This window comes from Paenibacillus cellulosilyticus (genome assembly GCF_003182255.1).
Classification (GTDB): domain Bacteria; phylum Bacillota; class Bacilli; order Paenibacillales; family Paenibacillaceae; genus Paenibacillus_T; species Paenibacillus_T cellulosilyticus.
This window is the reverse complement of sequence record NZ_QGTQ01000028.1, coordinates 1-16,309: the sequence shown is the minus strand read 5'-3', so window position 1 is coordinate 16,309 and position 16,309 is coordinate 1. Positions and strand designations below refer to the sequence as shown.

Below are 16,309 nucleotides of genomic sequence, written 5' to 3'. Positions count from 1 at the left end.
TGGGATCTTATGTGGATGGATTAGAGAGAGTAGGATGTACTGAGTGAGTGTATCAGCAAGAGTAGCGGCGGGAGTGAAATGGGCTGTCATAGACGAGGTACCTATCGCTGCTGTCGTCGCGAGTGCGTTGGCGCGGTGGGATTTTTTCTTTTCCACGCGAACGGGGTTGCGGTATACTAACCGAAAGAAAGGGGGAGGACGATATGTCCATCCGAATTCGGCTGCTGCTGTCGTTCTCGGCCGTGGTGGCTGTTGCGATCGTGCTGTTCGTCCTGACGGCTTTCTTAAGCTCGGTGGCGATTACAGGCGACATGCGCAGCATCAGCAGCTTTTATAATATCCATTATTCGATCCATCCGCTGACGGACGAGGAGGAATCGATCTTCCTTGATCTCAAATATCTCGCCAAGCAGGACCCGGCGCAGTTGAACGACCAACAGCTTCTGGCATCCTATGACCTTAAGCTCAAAATGGTCCAAGCCGGCCTGTTCGTCCGGAAGGACGATACGATTACGTATGCGTCGCCTTCGCTCGCAGAATCGAAGATGAGCGAGGCGCTACCTGTCTATGATGCCGCGAACAACGCGATTCGCAGCACGTTGAACGTTGGCAATCGATTTTTCTCCTATGCGAAATTCGATTTCCCATTCCCGGATGGCGAGCATGGCAGTCTGTACGTGATGAGGGAGAGGAGCCCTTGGACGGAAGTGGTGCGGACGCTGCTACCGATTCTCATCTTGGTGTTGCTTGCGGTCATTCTGCTGACGGGACTGCTGCTGTATCGCTATGTGACGCGTTCGGTTGTGCGGCCGCTCGATGTACTCCGGCGTTCAGCCGAGCAGATCAAGGAGGGCGACTTGCAGTTCGAGCTGAAACCGCAGTCTCGCGATGAAATCGGGCAGCTCAGCATGACATTCGAAGAAATGAGGCGTCGCCTTAATGAATCGATCCAGCTCCAATTGCAGTACGAGGACAACCGGAAGCAGCTGATCTCGAACATCTCGCATGATTTGAAAACGCCGATTGCGACGATCAAAGGATATGTCGAGGGCATTCGAGACGGGTTGGCGAATACGCCTGAGAAGCTGGATAAGTATGTCGGTACGATACACGACAAAGTAACGGATATGGGACGGCTCGTCGACGAGCTGCTGCTCTATTCGAAGCTGGATTTGAAGCGAGAGCCTTATTCTTTTGAACCAATCGATCTCGTGGCGTTCGCGCAGGATGCGGCGGAGGAGATCGGCTTCGAGCTTGGAGAGCAGGGGATAGAGGTAGTATTTGCGTTCTCGGTAGGTACCGATGTGTCGGCGCTGTCGCATCGCAAGGCGGTCATAATGGCGGATCGCGCGAAGCTGAAGCGGGTCGTCGATAACTTGGTGCAGAACAGTGCGAAGTTTATGGACAAGGAGCAGAAGCGGATCACGCTGCGTGTTGGGATTGAAACTGGTACCGTAATCGGAGTTGATAGGTTCGGTGGACAGTTGGAGAATAGGCTGGGCTTGGGCAAGGGTAGCGACGGGGCTGTTGAGGCTAGTGGTCGGTTGGATAACGGTCCCGATGTAGTCAAAGGCAGCGATCGTGCAGTTGGGGCTGTCGGTCGTATGGACAGCGGTTCCCGCGGTATGAAGGAAATGAGTGGCGTTGGATCTGGCGCTAGAGCTGGAGCTAAGGCTGCAAGTGTGGTTGTCCTCGAAGTCGAGGACAATGGGGCCGGTATTCGGAGCGAGGTGCTGCCGCATGTTTTTGAGCGGTTCTACCGGGGCGATCATGCACGCAATTCCCAGACAGGCGGCAGCGGGCTAGGTCTTGCGATCGCCAAGCAGATCGTCGAGGGCCACGGGGGCACGATTGAAGCGGAGAGCCGCGTCGGCGATGGAACGACAATTCGGATTCGGCTGCCGCTGGCAGAAGGGAAAGCAGATACGAGAGCAGGTGCGGACGAATGAAACGAGTATTGATTATCGAGGACGAGAAGCCGATCGCGGAGCTGGAGCGGGACTATTTTGAGCTGCATGGGTTTGCGGCTGATCTGGTGCATGACGGGGAAGATGGGCTGAACATGGCGCTGTCCGGCAGCTACGACTTGATCCTGCTGGACCTCAATCTGCCGGGGGCTGACGGTCTCGACGTGTGCCGCGCGATTCGGGACAAGCTCGACGTGCCGATTCTGATCGTATCCGCGCGCGACGAGGAGATCGATAAGATACGCGGCTTCGGGCTCGGGGCCGACGATTATATCACGAAGCCGTTCAGCCCAAGTGAGCTGATCGCTAGAGCGAAGGCGCATCTCGCGAGGTATGAGCGATTCACTAGCCGCGCTGCTGCTGCGGGGCCGGAGCTGGATCAGATCCAGGTGCGTGAGCTTCTTATCGATAAGGCTTCTAGGCGCGTCTATGTCCGAGGCGAGGAAGTACTGCTGCCAGCGCGCGAGTTCGACGTGCTCGTCTTCATGGCGACGCATCCGAATCGGGTGTTCAGCAAGGACGAGCTGTTCGAACGACTGTGGGGTTTTGATTCGGCAGGCGACATCGCGACCGTGGCAGTTCACATCCGTCGAGTGCGCGAGAAGATCGAGGCCGTGCCGTCCAACCCGCAGTTCATCGAGACGGTATGGGGAGCGGGCTATCGGTTTACGGTGTAACGGCGGTTGAACAGTGTGATTTAACGTCTCTATCTGCACTAGCAGGACTGCTGCGGTGGATAGGGGCGTTTTTTGCTCCAATGGGCAGGTGATGAGTGATCCACGAGAGATAGGAGCGGTTTATCGCCTCTAACTGTGTTGATCGGAGTATCGGAGTTGGATAGGGGTGATTTATCGCTCGTACGCGGTAGTGGTGAGTACTCCGCGAGAGATAGGAGCGATTTATCGCCTCTCACTGTGCTGATCGGAGTATCGGAGTTGGATAGGGGTGATTTATCGCTCGTATGCGGTAGTGGTGAGCACTCCGCGAGAGATAGGAGCGATTTATCGCCCCTCACTGTGCTGATCCGAGTATCGGAGTTGGATAGGGGTGATTTATCGCTCGTATGAGGTGGTGGTGAGCACTCCGCGAGAGAGAGGAGCGATTTATCGCCTCTAACTGTGCTGATCCGAGTATCGGAGTTGGATAGGGGTGATTTATCGCTCGTATGCGGTAGTGGTGAGCACTCCGCGAGAGATAGGAGCGATTTATCGCCCCTAACTGTGTTGATCGGAGTATCGGAGTTGGATAGGGGTGATTTATCGCTCGTATGCGGTAGTGGTGAGTACTCCGCGAGAGATAGGAGCGATTTATCGCCCCTCACTGTGCTGATCAGAGTATCGGAGTTGGATAGGGGTGGTTTTTCGCTCGTATGCGGTAGTGGTGAGCACTCCGCGAGAGATAGGAGCGGTTTATCGCCTCTAACTGTGTTGATCGGAGTATCGGAGTTGGATAGGGGTGATTTATCGCTCGTATGAGGTGGTGGTGAGCACTTCGCCAGAGATAAGAGCGGTTTATCGCCTCTCACTGTGCTGATCCGAGTATCGGAGTTGGATAGGGGTGATTTATCGCTCGTATGAGGTGGTGATGAGCGCTTCGCCAGAGATAGGAGCGATTTATCGCCTCTAACTCGTTCGCAAAAAGTTATCCGCTTGTTTATAAAAAGTTAATCGGCTGTTTCAAAATCGTTCAACCCTCGGCGGTATGATGAAATCAAGCAAGTGGAATGCATGCGCTCGGCGCTCATCATAATCTCGTTGGAGGGAACGACAATGACGAACAAATTAAAAGGCATGAAAGAACCACGCAAACTGGCGGTATGGACGCTCGCAGCCGCAATTTCGGCAGCAGCAATTGTGCCGGGTTATGCTAGTGCAGCAACAGCTGCGGTTGCAACGAAAGCATCGACGGAAGCAATGGACGCAGCGGTTCAAGAGGCGTTGCAGCAGTTGGCTGCACAGGGCGTGATCCAAGGTTATGAAAATGGCTCGCTTCGTCCGAACCAGCCGGTTACACGGGCCGAAGCAGCGAAGCTGCTCGTGTTGGCACTTGAGCTGAAGCCAGTCGACGGCGCAACTGCTTCGCTGAGCGCTGAGCACAGCGGCAAATGGTATGTTTCGTACGTGAATACGGCGATCGCGAACGGCTTGATCGACGTGAAGGACGGCAGCTTCAACCCGAATCAACCCGTTACGGAGAGCGAGTTGGCAGCAATGGCGGCGAAGGCGCTGCAGCGGGACACGCTGTCGCTGACAAGCTGGCTGTCCAGCGTAGCGGACGGCAAAGCAAACGCAACACGCGGCGAGACGGCGCGCTTGCTCGTGAAGGCTGAGCAATCCGTGCGTGCAGCGGATGCCCGCATCGTATCGGTTCGTGCGCTGGACGGTATCGCGCTTGAAGTAACAATGAACCAGCCAATGACGCTGGACGACGAGACGATCGAGAAATCGGCTGAGACGTTCAAGTTCGACGGCGGCTTGACAATCGTTAACCAACCTCGCTTGAAAACGGGCTCTGTGAACCAATACATCGTACCGGTTACGATGATGGAAGAGGGCCGCGAATATACGCTGACGTACAAAGGCAGCCAAACACTTTCCTTCACGGGCAGCGGCGAGCAAGTCCGCTTCAACGATACGCGTCAAGTAGCGAACGATACGTTCGAGGTTGAAGCACTTCTGAGTGACGGCGTCGTCGACTACGGTTATGTCATCTCCGCTTATGCAGGTGGACGCGGCGCAGATGCAATTGTGCTGGAGGAAGGCAACAAGTATAAGGGACAACCGCTGCAAATTATCTCCTCGCTGCGCAATCGTACGGCTGTACTGACGCCAGAAGGCGGCGAACCAATCACGGTCAGCTATGTGGGTTACACGCAGTCGACGGACAGCAAGCAGGAGCCGAAGTTCCGCTTGCCAGCAGGCACGACGCTGCAACCGGGCGTTCGTTATACGGTCTCCGCAGATTGGTTCACAGTGAAGCAACCATCGTTCGTAGCCGAGACTATCGCTCCGCTGACGATTGTTTCGGCACAGCAGACCGATGCGAAGACGTTTACCGTTACATTGTCGCAGGATCCAGGGGACGAGCTGTTCGCATACCGCTCGGTGTCGCTTGAAGGCTCAGACGGTTCGAAGCTGACGGCGCTGTACCGCGTACAGACGCGCAAAGGCGCAACGGGTATCTTCGACCTACAAAACGGCGGCGAGCTGAAAGACGGTGTTACTTACACCGTGAAGCCAGTTGGCGCATGGGCCGTAACAGCGAGCGATGTAACGTTGGCTGTGAAGTAAGAGTAAAGTTAGGGATAGAGAAAATTAACATACCAAGAGGTCTGGCAGCGATGCCGGACCTCTTGATGCGTGTATAGGGGGGATTTTCTCCTCTAACTACGAGGAGAGAGACAACGGAGAAGGATAGAGGCGGTTTTTCGCTCCTAAGTGGGGCGGCCGAGTGATCCGTGTTGGATAGGAGCGATATTTCGCCTCTAACTGCAACGGTCGAGGTGGAGGAGAAGGATAGAGGCGGTTTTTCGCCCCTAAGTGGGGCGGCCGAGTGATCCGTGTTGGGTAGGAGCGATATTTCGCCTCTAAATGCAACGGGAGAGGTGGAGGAGAAGGATAGAGGCGGATTTTCGCTCCTAAGTGAGGCGGCCGAGTGATCCGTGTTGGATAGGAGCGATATTTCGCTTCTAAATGCAACGGGAGAGGTGGAGGAGAAGGATAGAGGCGGTTTTTCGCTCCTAAGTGAGGCGGCCGAGTGATCCATGTTGGATAGGAGCGATATTTCGCCTCTAACTGCAACGGTCGAGGTGGAGGAGAAGGATAGAGGCGGTTTTTCGCTCCTAAGTGGGGCGGCCGAGTGATCCGTGTTGGATAGGAGCGATATTTCGCCTCTAAATGCAACGGGAGAGGTGACGGCGAAGGATAGAGGTGTTTTTTTGCTCCTATGAGTGGCGGCAGAGCAATCCGTACAAGGTAGGAGCGATTACTCGCCTCTAACTGCAGCCTCCCTCGCCTCAAAACAAAGAAGACCCGATGTCACCGGGTCTTCTTTGCGTTTGGCCGCGGACGCGGTCCGCTGCCTTTCGTGGCCGCGCCTTGTGCGCCAGGCTTGCGGCCTTTGCCGCCGCCGCCGGGTTTGCGCCGCTTGCGGCGCTTCGGCCTGACGACGATGTCATCATCGTCGCCGTACAACTTCTGCGAAGATTTGGATTCCTTCTTGAACGATCCCGCAAGTACCTTAATGAGCGGTGCCATCTGCTGAAAGTTGGCAACGACCTTCTGCATCTTGCCTACGGAGTTGAGGATGCCGTCAATTCCGCCCAGACGGTCGACGACTCCTTTGAGCTCGCCGATCTTGTCGAGCGAGAAGCCGCCCAAGATGCCCTTCCCTTTTTCCTTCTTCTCCGCCTTGCCCCCGCCTGGTTCTACAATTTCAGCGAGTTCGGCCGCATTGGATAGAACGGGCAAGGAGGATTTGGCGGCGCCTTCGAGCAGGTTCTCAGCTGCAATAGCGCCAGTTGTCTTATGAGAGGGTGCCGGACCACCGGGCACGCCCCCGCTTTGTAAGCCGCCCCCGAATCCGAACGGTCCAGGTACTGGATCGCTGATGCCGGGGAAGGGCGAATTTTGCCTAGCGTAGGGGTCGTAGTAGGGGTGCGGCGGATAGCCTTGAGGCGGGCCATTGCGCACGTTCACGTCGATCACAACCTTTGTCGATAGACTAATGCTTACTACAGTGTATGGCATAGGCAAACATAAGGTCTGGACGAATGCCCTATTTTTGAATCATTTTTTTAGAGGTCGTTCAAAAAGTCCGCATTGATCACGAAGTATAACAAGAAGTGAATTCGGCATCGAATCTTGGATGAAGCTGAGACTTCCGGTTCTCCGTAGCAAACCCCTATGCTCCGATCTTCATTCCCCGCTTGATACAATCTTCTCGTATCTGAAAAGCGGACTTTTTGAACATGTATTTATAGAGAGTTAGGCCTCTTCCGTCCGTTAAAGCGTGAATGCGGTAGCGCTTGATTATACGTAACGTACGCTTTACAATTGAATAGATTAGTTCTCATACCTTATAGGGGTGACGCGCATGCAGCTGAAGAAGCTGAACGATAAAGCGATTGACCAGCTGTTCGAGGCGGTTCTTACGCTGAAGACAGTAGAGGAATGCTATATATTTTTTGATGATTTGTGCACGGTGAACGAGATTCAATCGTTATCGCAGCGGCTCGAAGTGGCACGTATGCTGGGCAAAGGCCAGACGTACAGCCAGATCGAAGCAGAGACGGGTGCGAGCACGGCGACGATTTCTCGGGTGAAGCGCTGCTTGAACTACGGCAACGACGGGTACAAAATGACGCTGGAGCGTCTGGGGCGCTAACGTATGGTCCCAGGAATTCTCGTTATTAGTCACGGATCGCGGCTGGCAGAATGGGTAAAGCTTGTTGACGAATCGGCGCAAGAGGCGGCCGACGCCGTAGCCCAGCAGCTTGCTGCAGATGGCAGCAGCCTGCAATCGGACGGTAAGCAAGTGTTGTTCGAAGCTTCGTACCTGGAGCTTGTTGAAGGCAGACTCATTCAAGATGGTGTGGATCGGTTGGCCGCCGCTGGCGTTACCGACCTTTTCGTGCTTCCTTTATTTATATCCTCGGGCAGTACGCATGTAGAAGATATTTCGCAGTCGTTTGGGTTCCCGCGTGCCGTACCTAGCTATGAAGGCGATATGGAGCCGTTCCATGTGCCGGAAGGCATCAAGGTAACGATGGGCGTACCGATCGACGACGATGAAGAGATCGCGCAGCGGCTGTGGAGCAATCTGCAGGAGCTGTCGGACAACCCGCCCAAGGAATCGCTGCTGCTCATTGCGCATGGCAATGATCTATCGGAGTTCTATGAACGATATGAGCAAGGTATGCGTATGCTAGCAGAACGAGTGCGTGCCCTTGGCGGGCTTGCTCGGGCGCGGACCGCGATGCTGCTGCCGAATGAGGCGGCGGATGTGCTGGGTGAAATGCTCGAAGAGCAGCCGCAGGAGGCGGTGCTCGTGGCGCCGCTGTTCCTGAGCAGCGGATATTTTACGAAAACGGTAATTCCGTCAAGGCTGACGGGGCACAACTATCGGTATAACGGCAAAGCGCTGCTGCCGGATTCGGCAGTTGCGCGTTGGATGGTCCGGCAGTCGCTTCGCTGGCTGCACGGGTTGGAGGTGTAAGGCGTGTCTTACGGCAACATTAAAAGGGCAAGATTAATTTATAACCCGACCTCCGGGCGGGAGGAAATCAAGCGGCGTCTGCCGGATTTGCTGCAGCGGCTGGAACGCGGCGGCATCGAAACGAGCTGCCATGCGACTTCGGGAGCTGGCGATGCGACGTTGGCAGCGGCGGAAGCTTGCGAACGCGGCTATGATCTGATCATTGCAGCGGGCGGCGACGGTACGCTGTATGAAGTGATCAATGGGCTGGCGGAGAGGCCGAACCGGCCTCCGCTGGGCATTTTGCCACTGGGAACGACGAACGACTTCGCGCGCGCTCTCGGTATCCCGAAGAACTGGGAGTATGCTTGCGATCTCATTATTGAAGGCTATTCGCGCCCGATCGACGTTGGCGTGGCGAATAATCGTTACTTCATTAATATTGCGGGCGGCGGTTCTCTGACGGAGCTGACCTATGAGGTGCCGAGCAAGCTGAAGACGATGATCGGCCAGCTCGCCTATTATATGAAGGGTCTGGAGAAAATGACCCGCCTTCGCCCAACAGAGCTGCGCATTCAAGCGCGCGGGCACGACGAGATTCACGAGGAGATCATGCTGTTCCTCATCTGTAACAGCAACTCGGTCGCAGGCTTCGAGAAGCTGGCGCCGGAGGCGAGCTTCGATGACGGGCTCTTCGACGTTGTTATTTTGCGCAAATGCAACCTGCCAGAATTTATCCGCATCGCTTCTATGGCGCTGCGCGGTGAACACTTGAACGATCCGCATGTCGTGCATCTGCGCACGGATCATCTGCAGGTGACGACGTCGGATTACGTGCAATTGAATTTAGATGGTGAATACGGTGGCACGCTGCCATGCACGTTCTCGCTGCTGCCGAGTCATTTGAATATTTTTGTCGATGAGTCGGGGGCTTCTACTTATAGGTAGTGGTGGTATATAGTGAGGGCTGATTTCGATGAGGTCGATGAACGGTTCCCTCTGAAACAATTGGGAATGTTGATCGACGTCCGATGATGGTACAATGGAATATGGTGTGTTAGTGTAATCGATCGCTATCCTGCCGCGCTTGGCCGCTGATGCGGCTGTGCGGAGGATGGCGGTTTTTGTATATATTCACCCTATCCGGGTGAGATGATGCGAGTAGAGCGGAGTGTTGAAACGGATGACGAAGAAGGGCAGGCCGTCTGCGGCGGCAGGGAATAAAGGAGTAAGCGGCTCGGCTGGACGAGCAGGCGGCGCGGGTCGTCGTACGGAGACGGCGGGCAAGGGATTTGGCGGTCGGAGCCAGAGTGCAGAGACTGGTAGAAGCTTCGCTGGTCGGAGCCAGAGTGCAGAGACTGGTAGAGGCTTTGAAGGAAGTATGGTTGGGCGCGATGGACGTCGCGAGGGAACCGGAACGAGCGGGGAGTTCGCAACGATGGCTGGTGAGCGTCCGCGTCCGCGCGGTGGCAATGGCCGGAGTGGTGGACGTAACGGCGAGCGTGGGAATGCGCGGCCGTCTGCGGCGGTTATCAATGCGCCGGTGGCTAAGAACGAGGAATACATCGTCGATATTATTGGATTGACGCATGATGGTGAGGGCGTTGGTCGAGCGAATGGGTTTACGCTGTTCGTGCATGGTGCACTACCAGGTGAAAAAGCTCGCGTGCTCGTGATGAAAGTGAAGAAGCAGTACGGCTACGCCAAGCTGCTCGAGCTCATTGAGACCAGCCCCGACCGCGTCGGTGCGCCTTGCGAAATCTACAAGCAATGCGGCGGCTGCCAGCTGCAGCATATGAGCTACGAGGCACAGCTGCGCTGGAAGCGGCAGCATGTCGTCGACAATCTCGTGCGGATCGGCAAGCTGCATGTGGAAGGCGAGACGGCGAAGCCGCGTGTGAAAGAGTTTGATGCGCAGGCTGTTGGGGACGAGATTGTTAATGTAAGTGCGAGTGCTGAGGCTAGTGCAAGTTCGGCGGCTCAGGGGGATGGTTCGGTTCACTCCGTTGTCGTTCACCCGACCGTTGGCATGGACGAGCCTTGGCGCTATCGGAACAAAGCGCAGGTGCCAATCGGCATGGCGATTGCCGATCTTGAAGACGGCGCTGCTGGCGGCCTGATCGGCGGCTTCTATGCGCAGGGCAGCCATCGCATCATCGATATGGATGCGTGCCTAATCCAGCATGAGCGCAACGATGAAGTCGTGCGCCATATCAAGCGTATCGGTACGGAGCTTGGTATCACGGCCTACGAAGAAGAGAGCGGCCGCGGCCTGCTTCGCCATGTCGTCGTTCGGACAGGCTTTGTCACGGGCGAGTTGATGGTTGTCCTTGTCACGAACGGAACGCATATCCCGAACAAGGACCAATGGATCGCGAGCATCCGCACCGCGCTGCCGGAAGTGAACAGCATCGTGCAGAACGTGAACACGCTCGACACGAACGTGATCTTCGGCGACGAGACCCGTACGTTGTGGGGCAGCGACGTTATCTACGATGAGCTCGACGGCATTCGCTTCGCGATTTCCGCTCGTTCCTTCTACCAAGTCAACCCGGCACAGACGGTGGCGCTCTATCGGACAGCGGTGGAGTACGCGGGGCTGACAGGCCAAGAGACGGTAATCGACGCTTATTGCGGAATTGGAACGATCTCGCTGTTCCTCGCTCGGCAAGCTGGCCGCGTCTACGGTGTTGAAATTGTGCCGGAGGCGATTGAAGATTCGAAGCGAAATGCGGAGCTGAACGGAATTGAGAATGCGGACTTCGAGGCAGGGCCATCTGAAGTTGTTATTCCGCGTTGGCGCCAGGAAGGGATTACGGCTGACGTGATCGTTGTCGATCCGCCAAGGAAGGGGTGCGATCCAGCACTGCTGGATACGATTATCCGCATGAAGCCGGAGCGGGTTGTGTATGTGTCGTGTAATCCTTCGACACTGGCGAGGGATCTGAGAGTACTCGAGGATGGTGGGTACAAGACGGTGGAAGTGACGCCGGTGGATATGTTCCCGCATACAGTTCATGTGGAGTGCTGTGTGTCGCTAATAAGATCTATTGAATAGAAGCCGCATTTACCTGATAAAGTCCGAACGAGTCACCGTTCGGGCTTTATTGTATTTGGGAAATCAATCTGATTGAGTGAAACGATTCGGATATCTCTGCAGCACATTCCGAACTGGCGCAAGGTGTCCGACAAGGCTCCCATCAGGAAGAAAACGATGCTCTAAATGATCATGGGCAGGGTTGATGTTCCTAGGAACGAGACCAAGGTTCACTTCAAACCGTAGATCAGCCAGTTCATTGGCACGATGTTGAGTTGGGCGATCAGATGGGTGCGGATAAGGCGGTTGAGTAAGGTCTATATGACTAAATAAAGATAAGACTCCTGTCGCTTGCAGAGAACTTTTCTTTTTATAAATTGGGGGGGTTCTGGATATTGCAGTGGCAATAGGCTATGATTAACGTGCATTTCTCCTTTAAGAATACCCCAACAAAGATTCACATCCCTGTTCCTTTCCCTCTTGGGAAAGGCTTATCTGCCGAAGTTAGGGTGCGAAAGTTGAGTGAAGAAGATAACCCCAAGAGCACCAATGGGCTCACGAATATTTGATTTGGCGCAAATTCTTGAGACAGAGATGCTGCCTTGAACACAGGAGATTGCTGAGCAACTTAATGATAAGACATGGAGCTAATAATGTGGTGCTTTGTATGTTGTGTTGAAAACCATAATATCATCGTGAAAATTACAAATACAGTTATAGAGGAAGAAAAGTTGAAAGGAGAGAAATCTTATGAAAAAAGAAACCCAGAATGAACAGGGATTAGAAGAAGTTACGCAAGATAAGAATGGAATTGTGACTTGGATAAAAGTACATAAAAAGCAGCTTGTTGGAATAAGCATCCCTACACTTATTCTTATCGCGTTTGGATTGAAGAATAAAGATGCTATAAAGGAATTACTTGATAATTTGAAAGAAAGGATAGAAAAAGCAAGTCTTTATAGTAGTAAATGGTTTGAGAATGCAACAGATGCAGAACTTGCTACAGCACGAGAAAAAGTAAGACTAGACTATTGCTCATCAGGTGATGATTTTAAAGCGGCTTGTAGCCTACAGAACTTACTTGGAAGATTTGATAAAGAGATGAGTATAAGAGCATGGGGTAATGAAACTCCACATGCCCCCAGTATTCATCGTGAACACGGATGGTATTTACCTAACGAAGACTAAAAAGAGCAGGACCTCCTAAATAATTGAAAGAAGTCCTGCTTTGCTTTATCCTTCAATATCCGCATCAACATCGGATTTGAATTCCTCATTGAAGTGGTTTTCGAAAATGGTGATTTTTTGTATCATTCTTCGGGAGAGGATTTCATCAAATTCAGCAAGCATCGCTGGCTACTGATTGATGAAATCGTGCATCTCCCTGATACGTAAGATTTGAGATTTGCCAACTGAGATCAGTTGTTGGTCGAACTTTGGCCGTTCATATAACGGCAAGGCATCAATATCGACGTCCCAAACCGTGGACCTGTTTCCAAAAACGTAAAATAAAAAATCGGCCATCTGACATTAGTTGGCCAAACTCTGGCCATGTTGAATGTTTAGTGTCAACAATATAGAAGAGACCTAATTGAAGGGCAATGAGCTGTAATATCAGCTTCATTGCCCTATAAGAACATTTTTTTATTTCAGATGGTGAAGTTGTAAATAATATTTACACCACCGTCTTTTTTAATTGTTATTCGTTTTACTAGCATGAGGAGAAGTTCTCGATCGAGCTTTTCGAATGATGTCAATTTTTATCAAGAAGAGTTGGTTTGTTGGTAGGCGTTTCACATGTAATGGGTGTTGCCATACTTTTGTTTAACACAATGCATACCAGCCCCGCAATCCGTGCACTGAAGTACTTGTGTATAGAGATTTAGTATTCCACATGATTTAGTACGCCCCCTGCGGTTCAGTAAATCTGAACGGCATGAAATTGCTCTCGCGAGATTGGCACGGGATAATTGTTTTCGTTAATAACCTGATCTTCTTTTTCCTTCTTTTTACGCTTCGTGCTTCCTAAAGCTTTCAGTCAGTGGCATTTGAATGATTGCAGAGAGTATACTAAGGTATTAACGATAACGTTGTTGTGCAAAACTTTGTAGTTCTCTAAATTAATTATTTTATTTGATATATTTCAAAAATCAATAATTCTCCATCTTTTCTTTGCGATTCTTTGCTTGAAGAAGTATATTAAGTTTATGTTCATACCTCGAATGCGGAAGCACCGCAGACATTGCCTTTAACGGGCAAGTCTGCGTTTTTTGCGTTCAATAACAATTTGGAGGCGTTGAGAATGAGTTGTGTATTTTGTCAGAAGGAAGCTGAAGTACTGTTCAATCATTTGACCCACGATACAGGTTCCCTTTGCATGGATGACTACATGAAGCTTCACGGTTGCTGTGGGGTATGTAGTACGAGCTTTATGCCGCACGAGTTTCTTCCCGACACAGATTACCGAGTTGAAGCCAAGTTCATTGGTATGGGCAACAAGAACATCATGGTATGTGACCACTGTTACGATCTGATCATTAAAGAGTTTGAACATATGTTTGAGGGGCATTGAAAGCATCGGCATTGATAACTCTCTCACATTAGAAGGTTTTGGTATGACTTTTGGCGAATTTTGTAGGAAAAAGCGTAGATATCTGTAACGGGATGACTTAATGACAATTAACTTTCTGCATATATACACAGGATACAGAACGGATAAAGAAGTAACTGGTGCTATGGTTAAGGAATGCTTCGAGATTGTTCCACAAGCATTTGATTTCTTTGTTTCTATACGCGATCGTATGACAACACATGGCAAACCTTTAATGATTCTACCTGCAGGTATAAAGAAAGCATGCACACTGTTTGAATATGATGCCTTGTATATTAAATTTAGCTATGAAGTGGATTCAGATAAATTCCCCTCTTATCTAGTACATGAATTAGGTGAGGCTGATTATTTGTCCAGGGGGTTCCCGAAAACCATTGATGAGGAAGAACGAGATTTTGCTCCTAGAATTATTGAGTGCTTTAGTCACCCGCATTGTAGAAGCGTTGCGACAACTTGGGGTCTGTCCAATATAGAAGGTGAATTTCGAAGTGAGATGGAGATCGAAGCACTCATAAAAAAGGACTACGTCAAAGATTATCCATATGAGTGGGAATGTATTATGATGATCGTCTGGGCGATAAGTACATACCCAGAATTGTATGACCAAAGAGCCGAGATGAAGGGGTATGAGATTCATAAAGATATTATAGAAGAGCTCTTATCGATTATTCAGAGCGTAAATACATTGAATGATACTCCGCAAGAGGTTTTCGCTTGTATGGAATCGGTTGTTGAAAAGCTTGAAACTCAAGGTATGCCCCCAATCAAGGTTCAGTATCCTTTTTGAATAGAAGGGCGTAGGTCCACTTCGCAGTTGCTCGGATCAGGGGTAGACTGGGCGAATTTTAGACCTTATAGCCGAGAACGAGGGTAAAGGATGAAAGGCAAGAACCTATATGTACTCGATAGCTCCTTGCTTGAGAAATTTAAGCAAACTGTAAGCGATCATGACGATTTCTTGATTAACACATACAGCAACTACAACGGCAAGAACCTTTGGAACCTAATATGTTCAGCGAAGGATTGGCTTTCGGTCAGCGTGAGAGGGTTGCCGTACATCGACTTGGACCACTCTCACGACGATGTCCGATCGCTCAATGTTATGCAGTTACTCACTACATACGATATTGTCCTCCAAGCCATCGAGCAGCTCCATCGTGTATTCGAAATAGAACACCCGCTATAGAAGGACAATTCGATATTCAATGAAGCCGCTCCAGACGATGTCTACTTCGCGCAGATCCGGGCATGTTTTGGGGTGCATCCAGTTGATTTGAGAAGTGTAGATGGAACAAAGAGTGCGGATAAGTACTTCGCATCTTGGTCAAGTGATGTTAGTAGCAGTATTGGAGGTAACGATGATTATTCGGTGTATCTCTACAGCAACAATCCTGATGTTGATCAGCCTGTTCGCTTCTCTATGAGTTTCGCCAAAATTCATGAGTATATGGTTAATCGATACTCCCTCTTATCGAACGTGGTAAGCGTAATTGAGAAAAAGCATGGTATCTTTATTGCGGAGCAGCGGCAGCTGAGGATCGGGCGTAGCTCCAATGTTGTCGAGCAACTCCAGATTCTCTTGAAGGAGAATAGTACTCGAATTCGTAAGGATGATGGGTGTCATTATGACATCCTGACGCTGATCGAGCTATTTACTGCTCCGCAGGACTTCCTCGAGCAAGAACGGCAAGAAGTAGCACAATACCTGAATTTCACTGCATGTATTGGTCGATAAGCTATACGAAGCATTCCGAGCATGACTTTTAGTGAAGATGGTATGGAACATGGACACCTTCTACATTCGAAATCCCCTAAGTTCTACGGGCTACATTACGATCTGGAGAAAGTGTTCGAGTATCTGAATAATCCGGTATTTCAGGGCTGATCGGGTTGACTATCACCTAAGACGTCTTATTAGTGAAGGGATTCTACCACCTTACGTTAGTCGGCAGACGGACAAGTTCGACCTGCAGCTTTTGCTTTTAGCGAAGTAGGTAACTCATTTTGCTTATCCGCATTTCCACTTAATATAATGTTATGGGTTATGGATTTAGTGAGGGAAGATGAATCATTTGGGGAAAATAACTCCTAGAGTCAGAACTTGCAAACTCATCGAATGTCATATGATGTGCACATGCGGGTATGTGTCGATGCAACTGATCAGGTGAAATCTTACGTAACTAGCCCTAACAATATCCCAAGTGACTATGGTACCCAATCACCCTATCCAGTCCTTTAAAGGCACCAACAAGATTCATGTCGAAAGCATGTAATTCAAGATGCGAATGATAACTGGCGGTTGGGGAGTGAAAATTGAGCTTACAGGTAAGAATGCTTGTGATGTCTACGAATCCAAATTTCGTTAATTTTTATCCTTAGAGATTCCCATAGCTAGAACGATAGTTTTTTTTTTTTTTTTTTTTTTTTTTTTTTTTTTTTTTTTTTTTTTTTTTTTTTTTTTTTTTTTTTTTTTTTTTTTTTTTTTTTTTTTTTTTTTTT

General features: G+C 50.8%; 12 protein-coding genes. 11 read left to right on the top strand and 1 reads right to left on the bottom strand.

Annotated elements, in window-relative coordinates; all coding sequences use genetic code 11:
• The first annotated feature begins 203 nt into the window (after positions 1 to 203).
• From DFQ01_RS24325 to DFQ01_RS24315, 3 genes are all read left to right on the top strand, one after another.
• Positions 204 to 1,949 (top strand): sensor histidine kinase, encoded by a 1,746-nt coding sequence (locus DFQ01_RS24325; protein ID WP_110046533.1) that lies wholly within the window; start codon positions 204 to 206, stop codon positions 1,947 to 1,949.
• Entirely contained in the window at positions 1,946 to 2,644 is a 699-nt protein-coding gene (locus tag DFQ01_RS24320) for a response regulator transcription factor (protein WP_110046531.1), read from the top strand. Before DFQ01_RS24325 ends, DFQ01_RS24320 begins: the two co-directional genes overlap by 4 nt.
• 1,092 nt (positions 2,645 to 3,736) lie before the next feature.
• Entirely contained in the window at positions 3,737 to 5,257 is a 1,521-nt protein-coding gene (locus DFQ01_RS24315; protein WP_245946862.1) for an S-layer homology domain-containing protein, read from the top strand.
• A 747-nt stretch (positions 5,258 to 6,004) separates the two neighbouring features.
• Here DFQ01_RS24315 and DFQ01_RS24310 read toward each other — a convergent pair.
• Positions 6,005 to 6,715, bottom strand: a complete 711-nt coding sequence (locus DFQ01_RS24310; RefSeq protein ID WP_146216922.1) for a hypothetical protein — start codon at positions 6,713 to 6,715, stop codon at positions 6,005 to 6,007.
• A gap of 346 nt (positions 6,716 to 7,061) precedes the next feature.
• Between DFQ01_RS24310 and DFQ01_RS24305 the strand changes: the two genes are divergently transcribed.
• The 8 genes from DFQ01_RS24305 (at position 7,062) to DFQ01_RS24265 (ending at position 15,545) form a co-directional block, all read left to right on the top strand.
• Positions 7,062 to 7,352, top strand: coding sequence for a YerC/YecD family TrpR-related protein (locus tag DFQ01_RS24305; protein ID WP_110046527.1), 291 nt, complete (start codon positions 7,062 to 7,064; stop codon positions 7,350 to 7,352).
• 3 nt (positions 7,353 to 7,355) lie between these two features.
• Positions 7,356 to 8,183 carry a sirohydrochlorin chelatase gene (locus DFQ01_RS24300; RefSeq protein ID WP_110046526.1) on the top strand — a complete coding sequence of 276 codons (828 nt, stop codon included), beginning with the start codon at positions 7,356 to 7,358 and terminating at the stop codon, positions 8,181 to 8,183.
• 3 nt (positions 8,184 to 8,186) lie between these two features.
• Positions 8,187 to 9,110, top strand: a complete 924-nt coding sequence (locus DFQ01_RS24295; RefSeq protein ID WP_174812523.1) for a diacylglycerol kinase — start codon at positions 8,187 to 8,189, stop codon at positions 9,108 to 9,110.
• A 490-nt stretch (positions 9,111 to 9,600) separates the two neighbouring features.
• Positions 9,601 to 11,220, top strand: a complete 1,620-nt coding sequence (rlmD, locus tag DFQ01_RS24290) for a 23S rRNA (uracil(1939)-C(5))-methyltransferase RlmD (protein ID WP_425452435.1) — start codon at positions 9,601 to 9,603, stop codon at positions 11,218 to 11,220.
• 729 nt (positions 11,221 to 11,949) lie between these two features.
• The gene (locus DFQ01_RS31425; protein WP_217490341.1) at positions 11,950 to 12,387 is read left to right on the top strand and encodes a hypothetical protein; all 438 of its coding nucleotides are present in this window, start codon (positions 11,950 to 11,952) and stop codon (positions 12,385 to 12,387) included.
• Between the two features lie 1,114 nt (positions 12,388 to 13,501).
• Positions 13,502 to 13,771 carry a hypothetical protein gene (locus tag DFQ01_RS24280; RefSeq protein WP_110046524.1) on the top strand — a complete coding sequence of 90 codons (270 nt, stop codon included), beginning with the start codon at positions 13,502 to 13,504 and terminating at the stop codon, positions 13,769 to 13,771.
• Between the two features lie 100 nt (positions 13,772 to 13,871).
• Positions 13,872 to 14,597 (top strand): hypothetical protein, encoded by a 726-nt coding sequence (locus tag DFQ01_RS24275; protein WP_110046522.1) that lies wholly within the window; start codon positions 13,872 to 13,874, stop codon positions 14,595 to 14,597.
• A gap of 486 nt (positions 14,598 to 15,083) precedes the next feature.
• Positions 15,084 to 15,545 carry a hypothetical protein gene (locus DFQ01_RS24265; RefSeq protein WP_146216921.1) on the top strand — a complete coding sequence of 154 codons (462 nt, stop codon included), beginning with the start codon at positions 15,084 to 15,086 and terminating at the stop codon, positions 15,543 to 15,545.
• The last annotated feature ends 764 nt before the right edge of the window (positions 15,546 to 16,309 follow it).

Coding starts and splice junctions, on each gene's coding strand:
- DFQ01_RS24325 (WP_110046533.1), top strand. CDS start 204: ATGTCCATCCGAATTCGGCTGCTGCTGTCGTTCTCGGCCGTGGTGGCT.
- DFQ01_RS24320 (WP_110046531.1), top strand. CDS start 1,946: ATGAAACGAGTATTGATTATCGAGGACGAGAAGCCGATCGCGGAGCTG.
- DFQ01_RS24315 (WP_245946862.1), top strand. CDS start 3,737: ATGACGAACAAATTAAAAGGCATGAAAGAACCACGCAAACTGGCGGTA.
- DFQ01_RS24310 (WP_146216922.1), bottom strand. CDS start 6,715: ATGCCATACACTGTAGTAAGCATTAGTCTATCGACAAAGGTTGTGATC.
- DFQ01_RS24305 (WP_110046527.1), top strand. CDS start 7,062: ATGCAGCTGAAGAAGCTGAACGATAAAGCGATTGACCAGCTGTTCGAG.
- DFQ01_RS24300 (WP_110046526.1), top strand. CDS start 7,356: ATGGTCCCAGGAATTCTCGTTATTAGTCACGGATCGCGGCTGGCAGAA.
- rlmD (WP_425452435.1), top strand. CDS start 9,601: ATGGCTGGTGAGCGTCCGCGTCCGCGCGGTGGCAATGGCCGGAGTGGT.
- DFQ01_RS31425 (WP_217490341.1), top strand. CDS start 11,950: ATGAAAAAAGAAACCCAGAATGAACAGGGATTAGAAGAAGTTACGCAA.
- DFQ01_RS24280 (WP_110046524.1), top strand. CDS start 13,502: ATGAGTTGTGTATTTTGTCAGAAGGAAGCTGAAGTACTGTTCAATCAT.
- DFQ01_RS24275 (WP_110046522.1), top strand. CDS start 13,872: ATGACAATTAACTTTCTGCATATATACACAGGATACAGAACGGATAAA.